Annotated in this window: 23 protein-coding genes and 1 pseudogene; all 24 read left to right on the top strand. The window is 52.9% G+C overall.

The features are described 5' to 3' along the window. Positions 1 to 13 precede the first annotated feature (13 nt). Entirely contained in the window at positions 14 to 622 is a 609-nt protein-coding gene (locus ACLJPE_RS22505) for a phage head morphogenesis protein (RefSeq protein WP_000387695.1), read from the top strand. Positions 623 to 636: 14 nt separating this feature from the next. Then, a complete protein-coding gene (locus ACLJPE_RS22510; RefSeq protein WP_000873159.1) occupies positions 637 to 1,869 on the top strand; it encodes a DUF2213 domain-containing protein in 1,233 nt (410 codons plus the stop codon). Between the two features lie 4 nt (positions 1,870 to 1,873). After that, positions 1,874 to 2,371, top strand: coding sequence for a hypothetical protein (locus ACLJPE_RS22515; RefSeq protein ID WP_000128057.1), 498 nt, complete (start codon positions 1,874 to 1,876; stop codon positions 2,369 to 2,371). A gap of 11 nt (positions 2,372 to 2,382) precedes the next feature. After that, positions 2,383 to 3,324: a DUF2184 domain-containing protein gene (locus ACLJPE_RS22520; RefSeq protein WP_000627464.1), complete on the top strand. Its 942-nt coding sequence runs from the start codon at positions 2,383 to 2,385 to the stop codon at positions 3,322 to 3,324. 41 nt (positions 3,325 to 3,365) lie between these two features. Further along, complete coding sequence (locus ACLJPE_RS22525; protein WP_001040702.1) at positions 3,366 to 3,734, top strand: STY1053 family phage-associated protein; 369 nt, start codon at positions 3,366 to 3,368, stop codon at positions 3,732 to 3,734. Further along, complete coding sequence (locus tag ACLJPE_RS22530) at positions 3,700 to 4,107, top strand: DUF4054 domain-containing protein (RefSeq protein ID WP_001125673.1); 408 nt, start codon at positions 3,700 to 3,702, stop codon at positions 4,105 to 4,107. The genes ACLJPE_RS22525 and ACLJPE_RS22530 overlap by 35 nt, the downstream gene beginning before the upstream one ends. Then, positions 4,104 to 4,658, top strand: coding sequence for a hypothetical protein (locus ACLJPE_RS22535; protein ID WP_000008736.1), 555 nt, complete (start codon positions 4,104 to 4,106; stop codon positions 4,656 to 4,658). Before ACLJPE_RS22530 ends, ACLJPE_RS22535 begins: the two co-directional genes overlap by 4 nt. Continuing rightward, the gene (locus ACLJPE_RS22540; RefSeq protein ID WP_038988969.1) at positions 4,645 to 5,034 is read left to right on the top strand and encodes a hypothetical protein; all 390 of its coding nucleotides are present in this window, start codon (positions 4,645 to 4,647) and stop codon (positions 5,032 to 5,034) included. Before ACLJPE_RS22535 ends, ACLJPE_RS22540 begins: the two co-directional genes overlap by 14 nt. Continuing rightward, positions 5,024 to 5,572 (top strand): LIC_12616 family protein, encoded by a 549-nt coding sequence (locus ACLJPE_RS22545; protein ID WP_394325843.1) that lies wholly within the window; start codon positions 5,024 to 5,026, stop codon positions 5,570 to 5,572. Before ACLJPE_RS22540 ends, ACLJPE_RS22545 begins: the two co-directional genes overlap by 11 nt. A 3-nt stretch (positions 5,573 to 5,575) precedes the next feature. Beyond that, positions 5,576 to 6,721 carry a DUF3383 family protein gene (locus tag ACLJPE_RS22550; RefSeq protein WP_038988971.1) on the top strand — a complete coding sequence of 382 codons (1,146 nt, stop codon included), beginning with the start codon at positions 5,576 to 5,578 and terminating at the stop codon, positions 6,719 to 6,721. 11 nt (positions 6,722 to 6,732) lie between these two features. Continuing rightward, positions 6,733 to 7,173, top strand: coding sequence for a DUF3277 family protein (locus ACLJPE_RS22555; RefSeq protein ID WP_038988972.1), 441 nt, complete (start codon positions 6,733 to 6,735; stop codon positions 7,171 to 7,173). Positions 7,174 to 7,176: 3 nt separating this feature from the next. Then, positions 7,177 to 7,629 carry a phage tail assembly chaperone gene (locus ACLJPE_RS22560; protein ID WP_038988973.1) on the top strand — a complete coding sequence of 151 codons (453 nt, stop codon included), beginning with the start codon at positions 7,177 to 7,179 and terminating at the stop codon, positions 7,627 to 7,629. A gap of 23 nt (positions 7,630 to 7,652) precedes the next feature. Further along, positions 7,653 to 7,817 carry a DUF6889 family protein gene (locus ACLJPE_RS22565; protein ID WP_023229521.1) on the top strand — a complete coding sequence of 55 codons (165 nt, stop codon included), beginning with the start codon at positions 7,653 to 7,655 and terminating at the stop codon, positions 7,815 to 7,817. Beyond that, on the top strand, positions 7,807 to 9,816 hold the full coding sequence (locus ACLJPE_RS22570; protein ID WP_038988974.1) for a transglycosylase SLT domain-containing protein: 2,010 nt from the start codon (positions 7,807 to 7,809) through the stop codon (positions 9,814 to 9,816). The genes ACLJPE_RS22565 and ACLJPE_RS22570 overlap by 11 nt, the downstream gene beginning before the upstream one ends. Next, entirely contained in the window at positions 9,816 to 10,391 is a 576-nt protein-coding gene (locus tag ACLJPE_RS22575; protein ID WP_410966021.1) for a phage baseplate protein, read from the top strand. Before ACLJPE_RS22570 ends, ACLJPE_RS22575 begins: the two co-directional genes overlap by 1 nt. Further along, positions 10,391 to 10,693, top strand: a complete 303-nt coding sequence (locus ACLJPE_RS22580) for a phage baseplate plug protein (RefSeq protein WP_023209963.1) — start codon at positions 10,391 to 10,393, stop codon at positions 10,691 to 10,693. The genes ACLJPE_RS22575 and ACLJPE_RS22580 overlap by 1 nt, the downstream gene beginning before the upstream one ends. Positions 10,694 to 10,695: 2 nt before the next feature. Then, positions 10,696 to 11,769, top strand: coding sequence for a hypothetical protein (locus ACLJPE_RS22585; protein WP_057523543.1), 1,074 nt, complete (start codon positions 10,696 to 10,698; stop codon positions 11,767 to 11,769). Next, positions 11,766 to 12,116 carry a hypothetical protein gene (locus ACLJPE_RS22590; RefSeq protein ID WP_023137771.1) on the top strand — a complete coding sequence of 117 codons (351 nt, stop codon included), beginning with the start codon at positions 11,766 to 11,768 and terminating at the stop codon, positions 12,114 to 12,116. Before ACLJPE_RS22585 ends, ACLJPE_RS22590 begins: the two co-directional genes overlap by 4 nt. Before the next feature lie 6 nt (positions 12,117 to 12,122). Further along, positions 12,123 to 12,860: an OB-fold protein gene (locus ACLJPE_RS22595; protein ID WP_023137770.1), complete on the top strand. Its 738-nt coding sequence runs from the start codon at positions 12,123 to 12,125 to the stop codon at positions 12,858 to 12,860. A 64-nt stretch (positions 12,861 to 12,924) separates the two neighbouring features. Continuing rightward, positions 12,925 to 13,680 carry a Gp138 family membrane-puncturing spike protein gene (locus ACLJPE_RS22600; protein WP_023137769.1) on the top strand — a complete coding sequence of 252 codons (756 nt, stop codon included), beginning with the start codon at positions 12,925 to 12,927 and terminating at the stop codon, positions 13,678 to 13,680. 240 nt (positions 13,681 to 13,920) lie between these two features. Beyond that, on the top strand, positions 13,921 to 14,274 hold the full coding sequence (locus ACLJPE_RS22605; protein WP_023137768.1) for a hypothetical protein: 354 nt from the start codon (positions 13,921 to 13,923) through the stop codon (positions 14,272 to 14,274). Beyond that, positions 14,275 to 15,474 (top strand): baseplate J/gp47 family protein, encoded by a 1,200-nt coding sequence (locus ACLJPE_RS22610; RefSeq protein ID WP_023137767.1) that lies wholly within the window; start codon positions 14,275 to 14,277, stop codon positions 15,472 to 15,474. It begins immediately after the preceding gene. Beyond that, positions 15,471 to 16,151 carry a DUF2612 domain-containing protein gene (locus ACLJPE_RS22615; protein ID WP_023137766.1) on the top strand — a complete coding sequence of 227 codons (681 nt, stop codon included), beginning with the start codon at positions 15,471 to 15,473 and terminating at the stop codon, positions 16,149 to 16,151. The genes ACLJPE_RS22610 and ACLJPE_RS22615 overlap by 4 nt, the downstream gene beginning before the upstream one ends. After that, positions 16,151 to 16,707: pseudogene (locus ACLJPE_RS22620) on the top strand (hypothetical protein); the annotation flags it as partial. The gene ACLJPE_RS22615 and the pseudogene ACLJPE_RS22620, both read left to right, overlap by 1 nt.

A 16,707-nucleotide genomic window follows, 5' to 3' on the forward strand; every position in this document is an offset into this window, starting at 1 on the left:
CATCACCGAAATCATGGAGGCCCTGGAGCGCTACAGCGAAATTATAACGCCGTGGGCGACGAAGGTTGCTGAGAACTTTACCGCCGACATTGTGCGCAAAAATGATGAGCAGTGGCGGAAACACAGCAAAACCATCAGTCGTGAGCTACGCAATCTGGTGAGCAATGCCCCGCCAGGGCAGGTGATGAAATCCATCGTTGCCGAACAGGTTAAGTACATTAAATCGCTACCCCTCGAGGCTGCTGACAGGGTATACGACATCCAGAATCGGGCGATTGAAGCTGTTGTGACCGGTGGGAGAGCGGAGCATTTTGCTAAAGAAATTGCAGCATCGGGTGATATAGCAAAGTCCAGAGCTGACCTTATCGCCCGTACAGAGCTTGGACGTGCAACCGGCGCGCTTGATCAGGCGCGTGCGCTGTCAATCGGCTCGAATGGTTATATCTGGCGTACAGCCGAAGATGGCGACGTCCGGCATTCTCATCGGGAGATGGAAGGGAAGTTTGTCGAATGGGGACGACCTCCAACGCTTGACGGCATGACCGGTCACGCTGGCGAGCTCCCGAACTGCCGCTGTTATAAAGAGATCGTCTTCCCCAACCCTCATTCTTATCTCGCCTGAATCGCAGGTAAAACATGAAATATTTTTTCAATACCCGGCTGGGGGAAACCCGCTATCAGCTGGCTGACGGCTCCCTGCTGTGTAAAGACGTGCCGATAGGTCGAACGGGTAAGCAGCTTTACGGCGCTGCTGATCTGCCAAACCTCAAGCCTGACAAGTTCGGTGAGATAGTCGTAACGCGCTCTCCTGAGCAGGTATTCCATCCGGCCACGCTCGCCTCATTTGAAGGGATGAGCATCACGATCCTGCATCCTGAAGATGAAAACGGGAATGTGCGGCTGGTGAATCCCGAAAACTGGAAAGAGCTTGCTGTCGGGCATCTTCAGAACGTTCGACGCGGGACCGGAGACCAGTCTGATTTGATGCTGGCTGACCTTATAGTCAAAGACGAAAGCGCCATTCAGCTAATCGAGGATGGTCTGCGCGAAGTGTCGTGTGGTTATGACGCGGAGTACGAGCAGACCGAACCGGGCAAAGCTAGGCAGGTCGATATTACCGGAAACCATGTGGCTCTTGTCCCTAAGGGCAGAGCCGGAAATCGTTGTGCAATTGGAGACAGAGACACAATGGCAAATCAAAAGAAAAGCTGGTGGACCCGCATGCGCACGGCCATCAAAACAGGTGACTCGGACACCATGAACGAACTGCTGGACTCAGCGCCAGCGGCTGTAACGGGTGATGAAGGTGATCTGCCGGGCGGCGTTAATCTCAACATTAACCTTTCACCGCAACAACCATTGCCGGACAAAAAGCCGGAGATGGGCGGAGATGTGACCGGCGACGGCGAGGACGATATCAAAACCCTGCTCAAGGCCCTGCTGGCTAAGCTGGAAGGAACGGCAACGGGTGATAATGCTGACACCCCTGATGATAAAGATAAGAAAGACCCGACTGGCGACGGCGAGGACAACGAAGAGGAAACCACGATTACTGGTGACTCTGCCTATCGCGCTGAAGTTATTATCCCGGGTATCGATCTGAGCCGTAAGGTGAAACCGACCGCATTTAAACGTGATGTACTGGCGGCCGCAGACAAAACACTGGTTCGCCAGGTTGTCGGTGACGCTGATATCCGCAAATTACCTAAACAATCGGTTGATATGGCGTTTAACGCCGTATCTGAGATTGCCAAAGGGAGAAACACCCGCAGCACCACGGGCGATGCACAACGTCCAGGCATGGGCATGACCAGCATCGCTTCCCTGAACAAACAAAACGCCGACTTCTGGTCTAACCGCAAAGGATAATCCAATGACTGCATATCTGTACCGGATGCCTGTTGGCATTGCCGGGGCTATCTCTCGCCCGCAGGACTTAACCGTCGAACCGGTGATCCTTAAATCCGATAACGCCTTCGCAGCGTATGGTCTGGCTGGCAAATACGACGCTGACGGCTTTTTCGTGCCGCTGGCGGAGGGTGACACCGTCGACAAGGTGAAGGGTATCTACGTTCGTCCGTATCCGACCACATCGCAGCCAGACATGGTTCGCCAGGTGGGTTCTGATAAGAATTTCCCGGGCGACGCCATGAAGCGTGGGTACATGACGGTAAACGTGGGTGCTGATGCTTCGTCCGTTAAAAAAGGGGGCGTGGTGTACATCGTGGTATCAGCCGATGCTTCCATCCCGGTTCCGCTTGGCGGGATCACGGCAGCAGAGGTGACAGGCAAAACAGCCGCGTTACCTGATGCTTTTTTTACGGGGGCCGGTGACGCTAACGGCAACGCAGAAATCTCCTGGAAGATTTAAGGAACAGACGAATGATTACTTTTGATCAGGCAACCGTTGATAGCTCCGGTGCCTTTCTCATCGGGGAGCTGGAGCGACTCGACCAGGGGCTGAATCTGCCACTGGTGGGTTATACCTGGACACGTGATATCCAGTTGCGCGAAGACGTCTCTATCGCAGATGACATTTCCAGCTGGACGAATACCAGTTTTGGCGTGGCGGGTTCTGGCGCTAATCCGAATGGTAAAAATTGGGTAGGCAAAGATTCAACTGCCATTGCTGGCGTTAATGTTGATATCAGTAAAGACGGCAATCCGCTGAACCTTTGGGGGATGGAGCTGGGATGGACTGTTGTTGAGCTGGCTGCGGCACAGCAGGTAGGCCGTCCGATCGACACTCAGAAGTACGACGGGATGCAGCTTAAATGGCAGATGGATAACGACGAACAGGTTTACGTCGGAGACGAAGCGCTTGGTTTGAAAGGTCTGACGAATCTCGTTGGTGTGACGCTGAACAACGCGACGAAGACCTGGGCTAACTCCACCAACGATGAGATCCTCGACAGCGTAAACAGCATTCTGTCGAATGCCTGGGCAGCATCCGGTTATTCCGTCGTGCCTTCTGATCTGCGCATTCCGCCAGAGCAGTATTCATTGCTGGCGAGCCGTAAGGTTTCCGAAGCGGGTAACCAGTCACTGCTGACCTATCTGGCTGTGAACACTATCGCTTTCCACCAGAACGGCGTTCCGCTGGAAATCAAAGCGGTCAAATGGCTGAAAGGGCGCGGGGTTGGCGGTAAAGACCGTATGGTCGCCTACACCAACGATAAGAAATACGTCCGCTATCCACTGGTTCCGCTGCAAAGCGTTCCTGTTCAGTATCGTGGTCTGTACCAGATTGCGACCTACTACGGCAAGCTCGGTGCGGTTGAGCCAGTGTACAAAGAAACCCTGTCCTACGTGGACGGTATCTGATAACCAGAATGGCCCCGAAAGGGGCCAGAAGGAAACTAAAAATGGCGAAAGAAAAGCTGGTTACCATCCATGTTCACACCCCGTTTACGCTGACGCTCGGCGATCAGTCAAAACAGGAGTTTGGCCGGGGACGGCATAACGTACCAGAAGAGGTCGCGTCGCACTGGTTTACCCGGGCGCACGCTGAGCTTTCCGAAAGCGGATCGAATGAAACTGATGACCAGCAACCCGTTATTGACAGCCTTCAGGCGCAGATTGCCGATAAAGATAAACTGATTGCCGATCTGAAAGACGCTCTGCTCAAGCTGCAGGAGCAGAACGACAGCCTGCAGGCGCAGATTACTTCCGCCCGGACTGGCGGTAATGGGGCGAAAGATGCCAAAGAATCAAAGCCTGCCAACAGTAAGTGATTTTCGCCGCGACTTCCCGCAGTTTGCTGACCCGGCAAAATATCCCGACGTCCAAATCGAGTTCCGTCTAAATCTGGCCGATGAACTACTGAGCGAAAACGTCACCGGCAAAAAGTTGTTTCCGTACTTTGCCGAGTTGTTCGTTGCGCACTATATGACGCTCTGGGCGGCAGATAGCCGGGCGATGCTGGTTGGCGGTCCGGGCGGTTCAACCAATGGTGTTCAGTCCTCCAAGTCCGTTGACAAGGTAAGCGTCAGCTATGACACCAGCGCGACGCTAAACCCTGACGCAGGCTTCTGGAATAACACCCGGTATGGCGCTGAATTTTATCAGCTGATCACGATGTTCGGTGCGGGGGGACGCCAGCTATGAGTTTCAAAAGCGGTGTAACAACGAGGGTTGATAACGCTCAGGCAATACTGGATGCGCTAAAGTCGCTAACCAAAAAGGATGTGCTGGTCGGTATCCCTGCGGAAGACAGCGATCGGGATGATGTGCCGTTCGGTAATGCCGGGATTGGGTATATCAACGAATACGGTTCACCTGCACAAAACATCCCACCACGTCCGCATCTTGTACCCGGCGTTAAATCAGTTGAAGACCAGACGATGCCACAGCTTAAAGCTGCGGCACAGGCTGCGCTTGATGGTAATGCGGCGGGAGCGGAAAGAGCACTCAACCGCGCAGGTACAGTGGCTGCAAGAGGGGTGAAAAATCACATCAAAGCTGCCAATTTTACTCCGCTTGCAGATAGCACCGTTGAAGCGCGTGCGCGCCGTGGGCGTAAAGGTGCGAAAGCGGAACTTGCGCGGCGTGCTGCTGGTGAATCTCCGGGCACCACTTTGGCTAAGCCTCTTTACGATACTGGCAAATATCTCGCCTCAATAACCCATGTAGTGAGGGATAAAGATGCCGACTCTTGATGTAACCGATGTGCTTTTTGACCCCGATTTTTGCGACTTCAACCTGTGGGTAACTCGTCGCGCACAAACGGTGGACGAGGACGGGATCGGCAGCGACAGCGAAGTTAAAACGCAGTTTGCAGGGGTTGTTACCGTTGACCGCTCTCTTGAAAACCGCCGCATGCAGGCCGGGCAGGTTATCAGCGGAGCGATTTTAATCGTGACGACTGAGCGACTCACGCAGGGGCAGACTGGCCGTGATGCCGATATCGTGACGTATCAGAACCGGGATTATCGTGTGACATTCGTCGACCCGTACACCGCATATGGCGCCGGCTTTGTACAGGCGCATTGCGAGCTGCTGCCGTTCGATGGAGGATTTCCCGTTGAGCAATAATTCCAGTACGGAGCCGGTATGGCTTACACCTGTCAGCGGCGACCCGGATTATGACGAGGCGCTCGACAGGCTGTTAAGCCAGTGGGTACGCAACGTTTCCGGTTTGCCGACTGGAATGGTTCGCCCCCGATGGCAGAAAGATCAGCCGCCACTGCTGCCAGCTGAAACGAACTGGTGCGCGTTTGGCATCATCGAATGGCCCATTGATAACAGCCCCGCATTCACTCAACAGACCGATACCGGAACACAGCTCTGGCGGCATGAGGATTTTGTCGCTATGGCGTCGTTCTACGGCCCGGGGGGGATGCAAATTGCTTCGCGATTCCGTGACGGAATATCGGTTGAGCAAAACAACGCCGAGCTGAACCAGTCGGATCTCTCGCTCGTTGACTATGGCGATATTGTCCCTTTCCCCGAGCTTATTAACCAACAGTGGGTACGCCGTTACGACATGAAAGTGCGGCTGCGCCGGAAAGTGGTTCGAGAGTACAACATCCTGGCGCTGCAAGATGCGCCCGTTTCATTCTTCGGAGAGTAAATTATGCCGCAGGGATTACCTGTCTCAAACGTCGTTAATGTCGACGTGATCATTGGGCCGCGTGCGGCTACTGGTCGAAACTTTGGTTCACTGCTCATTCTCGGGAGCTCAACGGTTATCCCGGTTTCTGAGCGCATTCGCCTCTACTCATCCCCGGAAGATATCGGCACAGATTTCGGCGTGGATAGCCCGGAATATGAAGCAGCAACAGTCTATTTCTCCCAGTCACCACGACCTAAAGAGGTGTATGTAGGTCGCTGGGCTAAAACACTGGCAACGGGTGAGGCGGGTGCTGCTGAAAATCTGATGGATGCGGTTAACGCCGTAATGGGCTACACCAACTGGTATGGTCTCGGTATTGCAGACAAAGAGGATATTGCAGATGACGACTGGCTGAAGGTTGCTGCAGCCGTAGAAGCTTCGGGCGTCAGCCGCATTCTGGCAATTACCACCAGCGATCCCGCCATCTTTGACGCCACTTCAACCGGGGATCTGGCCTACAAGCTGAAGGCGGCAAAATACGGGCGCACGTTCGTACAGTATTCTTCCAGCAGCAAGTACGCTGCGCTGTCCGCGTTTGGCCGCGCGTTTACGGTGAATTTCAACGGCAGCAATACCACCATTACCCTGAAATTTAAACAGGAGCCGGGGATCACTTACGAAACCCTGACGACTGATCAGGCGGTGGCGCTGGATGCCAGGAACTGCAACGTGTTTGTGTACTACCAGAACGATACGGCAATCCTGCAGCAGGGCGTCATGTCCAGCGGTGATTTCTTTGATGAGCGCCACGGGCTCGACTGGCTGCAGAACTACGTTCAGACCAACCTGTATAACCTGCTGTACACCAGTACAACCAAAGTGCCTCAGACCGATGCGGGTGTTACACGTCTTCTGTCCAATGTTGAGCAGTCTATGGATCAGTCCGTGACGAACGGGCTGGTGGCTGCTGGCGTATGGAACGGTGGCCCAATCGGGCAACTGGATTCCGGAGACACGCTGACAAAAGGGTATTACGTCTACGCGCAGCCGATTTCCGAGCAGGCGCAGGCAGACCGTGAAGCCCGTAAGGCACCGGTTATTCAGGTGGCTTGCAAGCTGGCGGGTGCGGTGCATTTCGCTGACGTACAGATCAACGTCGTTCGCTAAGGGGAAAATGAATGGCTACTTATTCTTTTATGGATGTCACCGCGTCCATTTCTGGTCCGACTGGTGTAATTGATCTGGGTTATGGCTCCGCCAGCTCCGAGGAAGGGATCACCGTGGCTATGGCCGGTCCTAAAAACACCATGACAATCGGCGCTGATGGTGAAGTGATGCACAGCCTTCACGCAGACAAGAGCGGCACTGTAACCGTCAACCTGCTGAAGACCTCGCCGACAAACAAAAAGCTGTCTCTGGCGTATAACGCGCAAAGCCAGTCCTCCGGTACCTGGGGGAACAATGTCATTGTGATCCGAAATAAGGTAAGCGGTGACATTATCACGGCGCGCAGCGTGGCGTTCCAGAAACAGCCGGATAACGCCAACGCGAAAGCCGGTAATACGATGCCCTGGGTATTTGACTGCGGCAAAATCGACCAGGTACTCGGAGAGTTTTAACAGATGGAATGTTCAGTCAAAGGCCACGATTACCGAGTGGCAAAACTCAGCGTTTTTGAACAGCTGAAAGTGACCCGCAAACTGCTGCCGGTGCTGGCGGGCATGATGTCAGATTTCGGGAGCATTCGCTCTCTTCTGCCTGCAGATGGCAAAATCGATGGCGCAAAATTTGATGCGTTAAAGCCGGTATTTGAAACCCTGCTGCCGCGTATCGCCGATGAACTGTCTTCCCTGACCGAAGATGACACCAACGCGATTATTCATCCTTGCTTGGCTGTGGTGTCACGCAAACATATGGGTGGATGGACCCCGGTATTTAACAGCGGTCAGTTGGTGTTTGACGATATCGACCTGCTGACCATGCTGCAGCTGGTGGCGCGGGTGGTCGCCGATTCGCTGGGAAATTTTTTGCCCGTGAGCCTTACCAGCGAGACGCCGGACCAGACTCAGGGTTAACCCTCAACAGCCTGCCTGACGGGCTGTCTTATCTCCTTGACCCGGTTGACGCCGGGTTAATCCCTTATTACGCGCTGAAGGATGGATCAGTCGATCTGTGCGATATCGCGCTGATGAATGACCATCTGGCCGTTAAGGCTGACAACCAGCGCCGTATTGAGAAATGGAGAGAGGATAATGAACGCTGAGACTATTAAAGATTTTCTCGTCTCTCTTGGCTTTGATATTGATGAAGCCGGATACGAGAAATTTGAATCTGTTCTTGCTGGCGTCACCGCAAATGCCATAAAAACAGGGCTGGCGGTGGAAGGTGCGGCGCTGTCCGTTGTTGCGTTTACGGCGAAAATTGCCTCCGGTCTGGATAATCTCTACTGGGCATCTCAACGCACCGGCGCGACGGTTCAGGGGATTCAGTCGATTGGCTACGCAGTTTCGCAGGTGGGCGGTAGTGTGGACGCGGCGCGGACTTCGCTGGAAAGCCTCTCCCGGTTTGTGCGTAATAATCCCGGCGCGGAAGGCTTTCTGAACCGCCTGGGCGTACAGACCCGGGACGCCAGCGGGAATATGCGCGATATGGCCGCCATTTTTACGGGCGTCGGCCAGAAGCTCAGCAGCATGCCGTATTACCGGGCTAACCAGTATGCGCAGATGCTGGGCATTGATGAAAATACCCTTATGGCGATGCGCCGGGGTTTAGGGGGATTTTCCGGCCAGTACAGCGCGATGGCAAAGGCCATCGGTTTCAATGCTGACGAGGCGGCCAAAAGCTCCAACAGGTTCATGACCTCCCTGCGCGAGTTCGGCGCGATGGCAGGCTTGGCCCGTGACAAGATCGGCTCTAATCTTGCTGGTGGTCTGGCGGGTTCGCTGGACACGCTGCGCCGCCACATCCTGGATAACTTCCCGCGCATCGAGCAGACCCTGACGAAAGCCATAAAAGGTATTCTGACGCTCGGGGATATCATCGGGCGCCTGTTCTTCAGGCTTATTGAGGGAACATCCAGCCTTATCACCTGGTGGCAATCACTGGATAAGCAAACGCGGGAACTGATCTCGCTGTTTGGCGCGCTGACGATTGCGCTGCGCATTCTGAACAGCACGTTCTGGATGTCGCCGATTGGCCTCATTACCGCGCTGGCGGCGGGGATCGCCCTCCTGTGGGAAGACTATCAGACCTGGAAGGAAGGCGGCCAGAGCCTGATTGACTGGGAGAAATGGAAACCGGAGGTCGACGTCGCGCTGAAGATGGTTCGTGACCTGAAAGCGACCGTTAACGACCTGGCGAAAGCACTGGCGAAACTGCTCAACATTGACCCCAAATCGTGGTCCCTGAAATGGGATTTCAGCAATTTCATCGACCAGATGGGGGAGTTCAGCAAAATGCTGAACATGATCGCCGACCTGCTCAATGCCATTAAAGACGGTCGCTGGGCCGATGCCGCCAGCATCGGCAAACAGATGCTTAATCAGGGCAGCGAAAATTCGTCAGCGATGCCAATGGTAACAGACAGCGCCAACGGTGCCGCCGACTGGATTAAAGAGCACTGGGGATTCGATCCCCGCAGCGTAGGCCGAACGGTTCGCGGCTGGTTTGGGGGTGATGACCCTGAACAACACGGACAGTCAGTTAAGCGGCCACAACCAACAAAAGCTGGCGCTGAGCTGCTGGGATGGATGCAGCCGATGCTAACCAATCTGGAACACCTATACCGGCTTCCGGAAGGTTTATTGCGCAGTGTGGCCATCACTGAATCAGGCGGGAATCAGTTTGCAGTTTCCGGCGCCGGCGCTAAAGGCCTGTTTCAGTTTATGGACGGCACTGCACGAGATATGGGGCTGCGCGGGAATGATGTTTTCGATCCGGAGAAGGCTGCGCAGGCTGCAGCAAAATATCTTTCACAATTGCTGCGGGCGAATGGCGGTGACCTGAGCAAGGCGCTGGCGTCATATAACTGGGGGATCGGGAATGTACAGAAACACGGGATGGCCCTTATGCCTCAGGAAACCCGCAACTACATTCCGAAGGTGTTAAGCAACATGCCCGCTCCCGGAGCTCAGGTCCAGCAACAGAACACCTATCACATTTACGGTGGTGGTGATCCGCACTCCGTGGGGAATCAGGTAGAACGTCGGCAGCAGTCTGCAAATGCCCAGCTCATGCGCGGCAATCAAACGAAGGTGGGTTAATGGATATTCTCTCTACTCTCTTTCATCAGCAGTCCAGGAGAATTGGGGTGCTTATCCCCAGTGTGGTTGTTTCAGAGAAGCACACCGACACGCTAGAGATAACAGAGCACCCTGTCGAGGTCGGTGCCGCCATCGCTGACCATGCCTACAAAAAACCGTCTGAAGTGGTGATGGAGGTCGGTTTCGCTGGTGGCGGATCGTTGCTGGATTTTGCCAGTAACCTGACGGCCACCAGCTTACTGGGCCTGAGTCCTCAGCAGACGTATCAGGAGATACTCGACTTGCAGGAAAGCCGTATTCCCTTCGATGTGGTGACCGGCAAACGGCTGTACAGCAACATGCTGATCCGCGCACTGGAGGTGACGACCGACAGGACGACCGAAAATGTCTTGTCCGCCGTCCTCACCCTGAGGGAGATTCTCATCTCGCAGACGCAGCAGGTAACCGTCGCGGATAAAACCGACATGAAGGACGGGGCCAGCACGTCGCCAGTCCTCAATACCGGAACCAAAACAACTAAACCGCCCAACACTTCTTTATTGCAGAGTGGTACGGCTTTTCTGGGGCTGGGTTAATGACTATTCAGGAAATTCCGCTGACCGCGGATAACCAGCAGTTCAGCATCATCCTGGCGGGTATCACGTGGCGGATTCGCATCATCTGGCGTGACCTGTACTGGATCATGGACCTGCAGAACGACAGGGGGGAGCCGGTAATCTCCGGCATTCCTTTGGTCACTGGCGTCGACCTACTGGCACAGTATGCATACATGGGACTGGGTTTTAAGCTGGTGGTGATGTGTGACGACAGTACACAGGATTATCCGACGAAAACCGACCTGGGCGGTCGCAGTCATTTACTGGTATTAACGGAGTAAGCATGTCACAGAACTGGATGAGGCATTTCGAGCTGCAGCTCGTGGGCGAAAACGGACAGGGTATTCAACTCAGCGATTTTAAAGTGACCTTTACGATCGACTGGTTCAACATCAGCAGCGCGTCCCGGGTGGGAACGTTCAAAATCTACAACCTGTCAGCTGATACGGTGAACCGCATCACCGGCCAGGAGTTTTCGAAAGTGCGGCTGATGGCCGGTTACGACGGTATCGCGCCGGAGGTGGCGGCCAGCGATGTCGGCATTGCGCGGGAAGTTGACGCCGACACGGTGGGCCAGAGCGACGGGCGCAACTACGGACTGATTTTTAGTGGGGAAATTCGCTACTCGGTCACAGGAAAAGACAGTCCCATTGACTCCTACGTCCTGATTCAGGCCGCCGATACGGATCTGGCATTTGCCACCAGCATTACCAATCAGACGCTGGCAGCGGGTTACACGACAGAAGATATGTTTAGGCTGTTGATGAAGGACTTCGAAGCCAAAGGCGCGACCGTTGGTCGCACTCCGGTATTCCCCCCGACTGTTTTCCCGCGGGGACGTGTGTTGTTTGGCATGACACGGCATCTTATGGATAACGTTGCTGCTCAGTGCGGCGCCACCTGGCAGTTCGTGGATGGTCAGCTTAATATGCTGCCCGAAGGTGAATACATGCACGACGCGATTGTGCTCAACAGCGCCACCGGGCTTATCGGCATGCCTCAGCAGACCATCGGTAATGGCGTTAACGTCCGTGCGCTGATTAACCCGAACATCCGGGTTAACGGGCTCATTCAACTGGACCAGGCCTCCATCTATAAAACAGTCTTACCGAATAACGATATCGCTAAAGCGGCGGGACGTTACTTTGACGAAACAATAGATGGCAACTCTAACGTTACCCTGCCCGTGTCCAAACAAATGACGGCCAGCATCGCAACGGATGGCGTTTATATTGTGCGCGGGATTATGTACACTGGCGATACAAGGGGCCAGGCGTGGTACATGGATATGATGTGCGAAGCGCGTGGCGCGGCGGATTTACTCTCGTCCTCAGCGCAGCAAAGGATTTATTCATGAAGCGTATGAAGTTAGTTCTGACAGTTTCGTTAATGTTCTCCTGCTCTGCGGCTTTCGCTGATTTGCAATGCGGCGGATATCGACTTCATGCAGCTGATAACGGTTGGACGAAAATTAACGGCGAGCAAGTTACATCACAAAAAATCAAATTTCTTGGTAAGAAAGATGATTGGGACAACGTTAAAACGGATATGGGGCTGATGCCTGCACGCGACGGTAATAACTATGGTTTCGAATTTGTTAAGCGTGGTGGAAAATCGTTCCTCAATGTCCAACTACTTCAAAATAGTATGGATGCCCCAAAGATCATTGGTTCTTACCCATGCTCACAAATTAAGGATAAATGACGAGTGATGAAAAAAGTTTTTGCGTCTCTGTTTATATGCTTGGTTCCTTTCTCAGCTATTTCTGCTGTTAAAAACATCACATTTAGCGATAACGAAAAGGTCATGGTTAAGCATCTTTTTAAATATGACCTTCAAAAGTTCATCAATTCCGACGCCCATATGTTTTCTTACGCAACAGTTATCGCTTCCGCTGAAAAGATTGCAGAGGATTATGATGCAAACGAAGCCAGGGGGGACAGAGATTATAAGGGAAAACCTATTGTTATTTCTGGCGTGGTCGAAAAAATAAGATCCACAATGGGCGACGTTCCAGCAGTTGAGTTAAAAACTAATGTGGGTATTCAAGGGGTTTCTCTATACTTCACTAAAGAAAACGAGAAGCTTGCGATTGATTTGAATAAGGGCGATAAAGTCAGTTACGCCTGCATAGGTGATGGTTCAGTATTAGGCGACCCTGTTCTTCGCGGTTGTATGCCAACAGATGAGTACGTGGATACAGCATCTGATGCTATGTATAAAGACTCAATGGCGATGCTAAAGGATATTAAAGACCCTAAATCAGACGCTAATACTTTTATTTTATTTACTAAAATGATTACAAGGTTAACTGATAATTATAAATTATGCGCAGCCACTGATGCGAAATGTATCGTTAATATAATTGATACAACACCTATGGAAAAACGAAAGGCTATGGCCAGGGAAATGTCCAAAGAGCTTGGTGTCAATGTCAGCGTAAAATAGCCGTCATACCTTCGACCTCATAACCCGCCACCCGGCGGGTTTTTTACTTTCTGGAGCCTATCAAATGGCAGTATCTGACCAGGCCCGCAGCGGCGACCTTGCCGAAACATTCAAATCTGAGCGGGAAACCACAAAGAACCAGATCCGCGTCGCTTTGCCTGGCATAGTTCAGTCATTCGATCCTGATGCGGTTACGGCGGTTGTACAGCCTGCTATCCGTTCGGTTGAAATTGATAACGACGGTAACCGGGTGACAAAACCTTACCCGCTACTGGTGGATGTGCCGGTGGTATTTCCGCGCGGCGGGGGATGCACGCTAACGTTCCCGGTTAAAGCAGGTGATGAATGCCTGGTGATTTTTGCCGATCGCTGCATCGATTTCTGGTGGCAGAACGGCGGGGTGCAGGAGCCTGTCGACGATCGGGTGCATGATTTATCGGATGCGTTCTGTATCGTCGGGCCGCAATCGCAAGCGCAGAAAATCAGTGGTATCAGCACCAGCGCCGCGCAGCTGCGTACAGATGATGGTGCTGCGTTTGTGGAAGTGGCCGCAGGCCATAACGTTACGGTTAAAACTCCCGGAATGCTGACGGCGAATGCAGAAGGCGGAACTACGATCACATCACCCACCATTACGCTAAACGGTGACGTAACCATTAACGGCAATCTGTCGCAGGGGATGGGCGAAAGTGGCGGTACCGCGACGATGCTCGGTCCTGTCACGGTGGCAAACGATGTAACGGCTGGCGGTAAGAGCCTGATGACGCATACTCATGGCGGCGTGCAGACGGGTGGCGGGAATACTGGCGCGCCAAATTAAAAACTACCAACCAGACAAAAGCCCCGGGTGCGCTAACACTTCGGGGCTTTTTACTTTCTACACCTTGAGGATGGCAAGGGAGAACATGTGATTGATTTTAGCAAACTGATAATGGAGTTGCGAGTTATGGGCGAAAAATTACCCAACTGGAAATTCCTGCTTATATGGATTGTATTTTTCCTTTTCGGGCTTTCGAGCCTGATTGGTGCTGTCCGATGGTGGTGAATAAGGAGGTCAGACATGCGATACCGACGCGAAGACACAGACGGCGATTACACCTTTGGTTGTGGTGATGATACCTGGCTGATTAACTCGCCAGAAGCTGTCGCGCAGGCGGTAAAAACACGATTCGCATTGTGGTACGGGCAGTGGTTCCTCGATAAGACAGAGGGAACACCATGGATTCAGTCTGTGCTCGGTAAGCAAAAGCCGGAAACCTACAATCTGGCGATCCGCAAGCGCATCCTCGAAACGCGGGGCGTGAAATCCATCCTCTCTTTCAATACCACAGTGAACACGACGACGCGCCGCGTCCAGTTCTTCGCTGAAATCGACACTATCTACGGAACAACGACAGTAACCAGCGAGGCATAAATGGCCCTCAATTTGGACACACTCGGCTTATCGGCAACGGTAACCGCTGAGGGGATCAGTGCGCCTGATTACCAGACGATATTCGATACCCTGACGAGCTATTTCCAGCAGATTTATGGTAGTGACGCTTATCTGCAGCCGGACAGCAAAGACGGCCAGATGGTGGCGCTGGTGGCGCTGGCTGTTCACGATGCCAATAACACAGCCATTTCAGTCTATAACTGCTTCTCACCTGCTACGGGTTACGGCGCAGCGCTGACCAGTAACGTAAAAATTAACGGTATCGCGCGCAAAGGTGCAACCAACTCTACCGTGGATTTACTGCTCACTGGCACCGCAGGAACAGCCATTACGAACGGCACCGTGAAAGACACTAATAATGTGATATGGCGTCTTCCTGCTTCAGTGGTGATTGGTGTTGATGGCGCCGTGACGGTAACTGCTATCTGTTCAAACAGTGGAGCGGTTGCGGCGCTGGCCGGGACTATCACCACCATCAATACACCGACCCGTGGCTGGACGTCAGTAACCAACCCGGCAGCGGCCACCGTTGGCGCACCTGCAGAAACGGACGCAGAACTTCGCATCAGGCAGGGGCAAAGTGTCGCGATACCATCCATCACACCATTTGAAGGTGTGGACGGGGCGATCGCTAATATTGCTGGTGTGACGCGCCACAAGCTCTATGAAAATGATACAGGAAAGACTGACGGTAACGGGCTTCCTCCGCATTCCATCTCGGCCATTGTTGATGGTGGCGATGTGACAGAAATAGCCAGGACTATCCGGGGGAATAAAGGGCAGGGGGTCCGGACCTGGGGAAAAACATCCGTAACCGTACCGGATAAATATGGTAATCCCCACATAATCAGCTTTTCGCGACCAACTGATGTCCCTGTTTACGGAAAAATCACCTTAAAAGTTTTTGCCGGGTACACCTCACAAATCGGTGTGCAGATTCAGCAGGCTGTTGCGGATTACATTAACAGACTGATGATTGGTGACCCGGTACTGCTGAGCCGGATTTATTCCCCGGCTAACCTCGGGGTCGTCAGTGGTGGTAATGCGCGCTATTACGATATTCAGGAGTTGCTGATCGGTAAATCTCCTGAAACCGCCGCCGCGGCGAATATTAATATTGCTTACGACGAATCAGCCTCCTGTAAGCCGGAAAATATCATTATTACGGTGGCGGCATGAGCAAATATACGGACTTAATCACCAACTATCATGCGACAAAACCTAAATTCGTTGAACACATCGATTTAGTGACCAGGCCGTTAGCTGAAACCTCAGCCGCAATGAAGGGACTCATAAACGCTTTTGATATTGATCATGCGACAGGAATACAACTCGATATTCTCGGCCAGTGGATAGGGTTAAGCCGCGTTGTAAGCCAGCCAATAAGCGGTGTCTATTTTAGCTGGGACACTGACGGACTCGGATATGACCAGGGCGTCTGGCAGGGGCCATATGATCCGGATTCGGGTTATACCTCGCTGAGCGATGAAACCTATCGCATCGTTCTAAAAACGAAGATAGCAATTAACAACTGGGACGGACGAAACGACTCGCTGCCTCCCATTCTTGACGCCGCACTGGACGGGTCCGGCCTGAAGATGCAGATCGTCGATAACCAGGACATGACCATAGGTATCTGGGTTTTCCCTGAAACAGATATTTCAGCGGTCTCTCTCGAACTTATTGCTGCGATACGACAAGGGTATCTGACGGTAAAGGCCGCCGGTGTATGGGGCGGAAGTATTGAAATTCCTTCGGTAGAGACACCTTCTGAAGGAAACAGGTTTTTTGGGTTTGATATGGATAACGAATATATCAGCGGGTTCGATGCCGGTTCATGGGGGACATTACTCTGATGGCTAAAAATGATTTTAAACCGTTTGCGACAGGCAAGGGTGCTAATGTTACATCGCAGCCTGACTGGGAGGCGCTGCCGGCGCTCCTGTCTGGTTTTACTGCGGGCAAGGCATCAAGTGCACAGGTAAATAAAGCGCTGCGTCAGGCGAGCTTCATCGCTGCAGCACTGGCACAGTACACAGCCAGCAAGAGCGGACAGGATGTACTCGATGATGGTGACCTGAGCGGCTTTATCGCCAAAATGTCCGCTGCGTTCGGTAAGGATTTTCAGACTCTTGATACCACGCTGACGGCGCTCGCTGGTCTGGCTACTGGTGCAGATAAACTTCCGTATTTTACGGGGAATGATACAGCCGGACAGACAGATCTTACTTCTGTTGGGCGCGACATCATCGGAAAAGCCAGCATTGCGGATATTCTCACATACCTCGGTTTGGGAGAAACAGCAAAACAGGCCGCTGGCGCTATGCAAAAAGACCAGAACGGTGCAGACATTCCTGACAAGCCGCGGTTTGTACAAAATATCGGTTTAAAAGAAACCCTCAATCCAACAAA

The organism is Salmonella sp. SAL04196 (genome assembly GCF_046550835.1).
Classification (GTDB): Bacteria; Pseudomonadota; Gammaproteobacteria; order Enterobacterales; family Enterobacteriaceae; genus Salmonella; species Salmonella enterica.

What these genes read in the sequence shown, in the direction of transcription:
- ACLJPE_RS22505 (WP_000387695.1), top strand. Translation starts at nt 14, where the DNA reads ATGGAGGCCCTGGAGCGCTACAGCGAAATTATAACGCCGTGGGCGACG.
- ACLJPE_RS22510 (WP_000873159.1), top strand. Translation starts at nt 637, where the DNA reads ATGAAATATTTTTTCAATACCCGGCTGGGGGAAACCCGCTATCAGCTG.
- ACLJPE_RS22515 (WP_000128057.1), top strand. Translation starts at nt 1,874, where the DNA reads ATGACTGCATATCTGTACCGGATGCCTGTTGGCATTGCCGGGGCTATC.
- ACLJPE_RS22520 (WP_000627464.1), top strand. Translation starts at nt 2,383, where the DNA reads ATGATTACTTTTGATCAGGCAACCGTTGATAGCTCCGGTGCCTTTCTC.
- ACLJPE_RS22525 (WP_001040702.1), top strand. Translation starts at nt 3,366, where the DNA reads ATGGCGAAAGAAAAGCTGGTTACCATCCATGTTCACACCCCGTTTACG.
- ACLJPE_RS22530 (WP_001125673.1), top strand. Translation starts at nt 3,700, where the DNA reads ATGCCAAAGAATCAAAGCCTGCCAACAGTAAGTGATTTTCGCCGCGAC.
- ACLJPE_RS22535 (WP_000008736.1), top strand. Translation starts at nt 4,104, where the DNA reads ATGAGTTTCAAAAGCGGTGTAACAACGAGGGTTGATAACGCTCAGGCA.
- ACLJPE_RS22540 (WP_038988969.1), top strand. Translation starts at nt 4,645, where the DNA reads ATGCCGACTCTTGATGTAACCGATGTGCTTTTTGACCCCGATTTTTGC.
- ACLJPE_RS22550 (WP_038988971.1), top strand. Translation starts at nt 5,576, where the DNA reads ATGCCGCAGGGATTACCTGTCTCAAACGTCGTTAATGTCGACGTGATC.
- ACLJPE_RS22555 (WP_038988972.1), top strand. Translation starts at nt 6,733, where the DNA reads ATGGCTACTTATTCTTTTATGGATGTCACCGCGTCCATTTCTGGTCCG.
- ACLJPE_RS22560 (WP_038988973.1), top strand. Translation starts at nt 7,177, where the DNA reads ATGGAATGTTCAGTCAAAGGCCACGATTACCGAGTGGCAAAACTCAGC.
- ACLJPE_RS22570 (WP_038988974.1), top strand. Translation starts at nt 7,807, where the DNA reads ATGAACGCTGAGACTATTAAAGATTTTCTCGTCTCTCTTGGCTTTGAT.
- ACLJPE_RS22575 (WP_410966021.1), top strand. Translation starts at nt 9,816, where the DNA reads ATGGATATTCTCTCTACTCTCTTTCATCAGCAGTCCAGGAGAATTGGG.
- ACLJPE_RS22580 (WP_023209963.1), top strand. Translation starts at nt 10,391, where the DNA reads ATGACTATTCAGGAAATTCCGCTGACCGCGGATAACCAGCAGTTCAGC.
- ACLJPE_RS22585 (WP_057523543.1), top strand. Translation starts at nt 10,696, where the DNA reads ATGTCACAGAACTGGATGAGGCATTTCGAGCTGCAGCTCGTGGGCGAA.
- ACLJPE_RS22590 (WP_023137771.1), top strand. Translation starts at nt 11,766, where the DNA reads ATGAAGCGTATGAAGTTAGTTCTGACAGTTTCGTTAATGTTCTCCTGC.
- ACLJPE_RS22595 (WP_023137770.1), top strand. Translation starts at nt 12,123, where the DNA reads ATGAAAAAAGTTTTTGCGTCTCTGTTTATATGCTTGGTTCCTTTCTCA.
- ACLJPE_RS22600 (WP_023137769.1), top strand. Translation starts at nt 12,925, where the DNA reads ATGGCAGTATCTGACCAGGCCCGCAGCGGCGACCTTGCCGAAACATTC.
- ACLJPE_RS22605 (WP_023137768.1), top strand. Translation starts at nt 13,921, where the DNA reads ATGCGATACCGACGCGAAGACACAGACGGCGATTACACCTTTGGTTGT.
- ACLJPE_RS22610 (WP_023137767.1), top strand. Translation starts at nt 14,275, where the DNA reads ATGGCCCTCAATTTGGACACACTCGGCTTATCGGCAACGGTAACCGCT.
- ACLJPE_RS22615 (WP_023137766.1), top strand. Translation starts at nt 15,471, where the DNA reads ATGAGCAAATATACGGACTTAATCACCAACTATCATGCGACAAAACCT.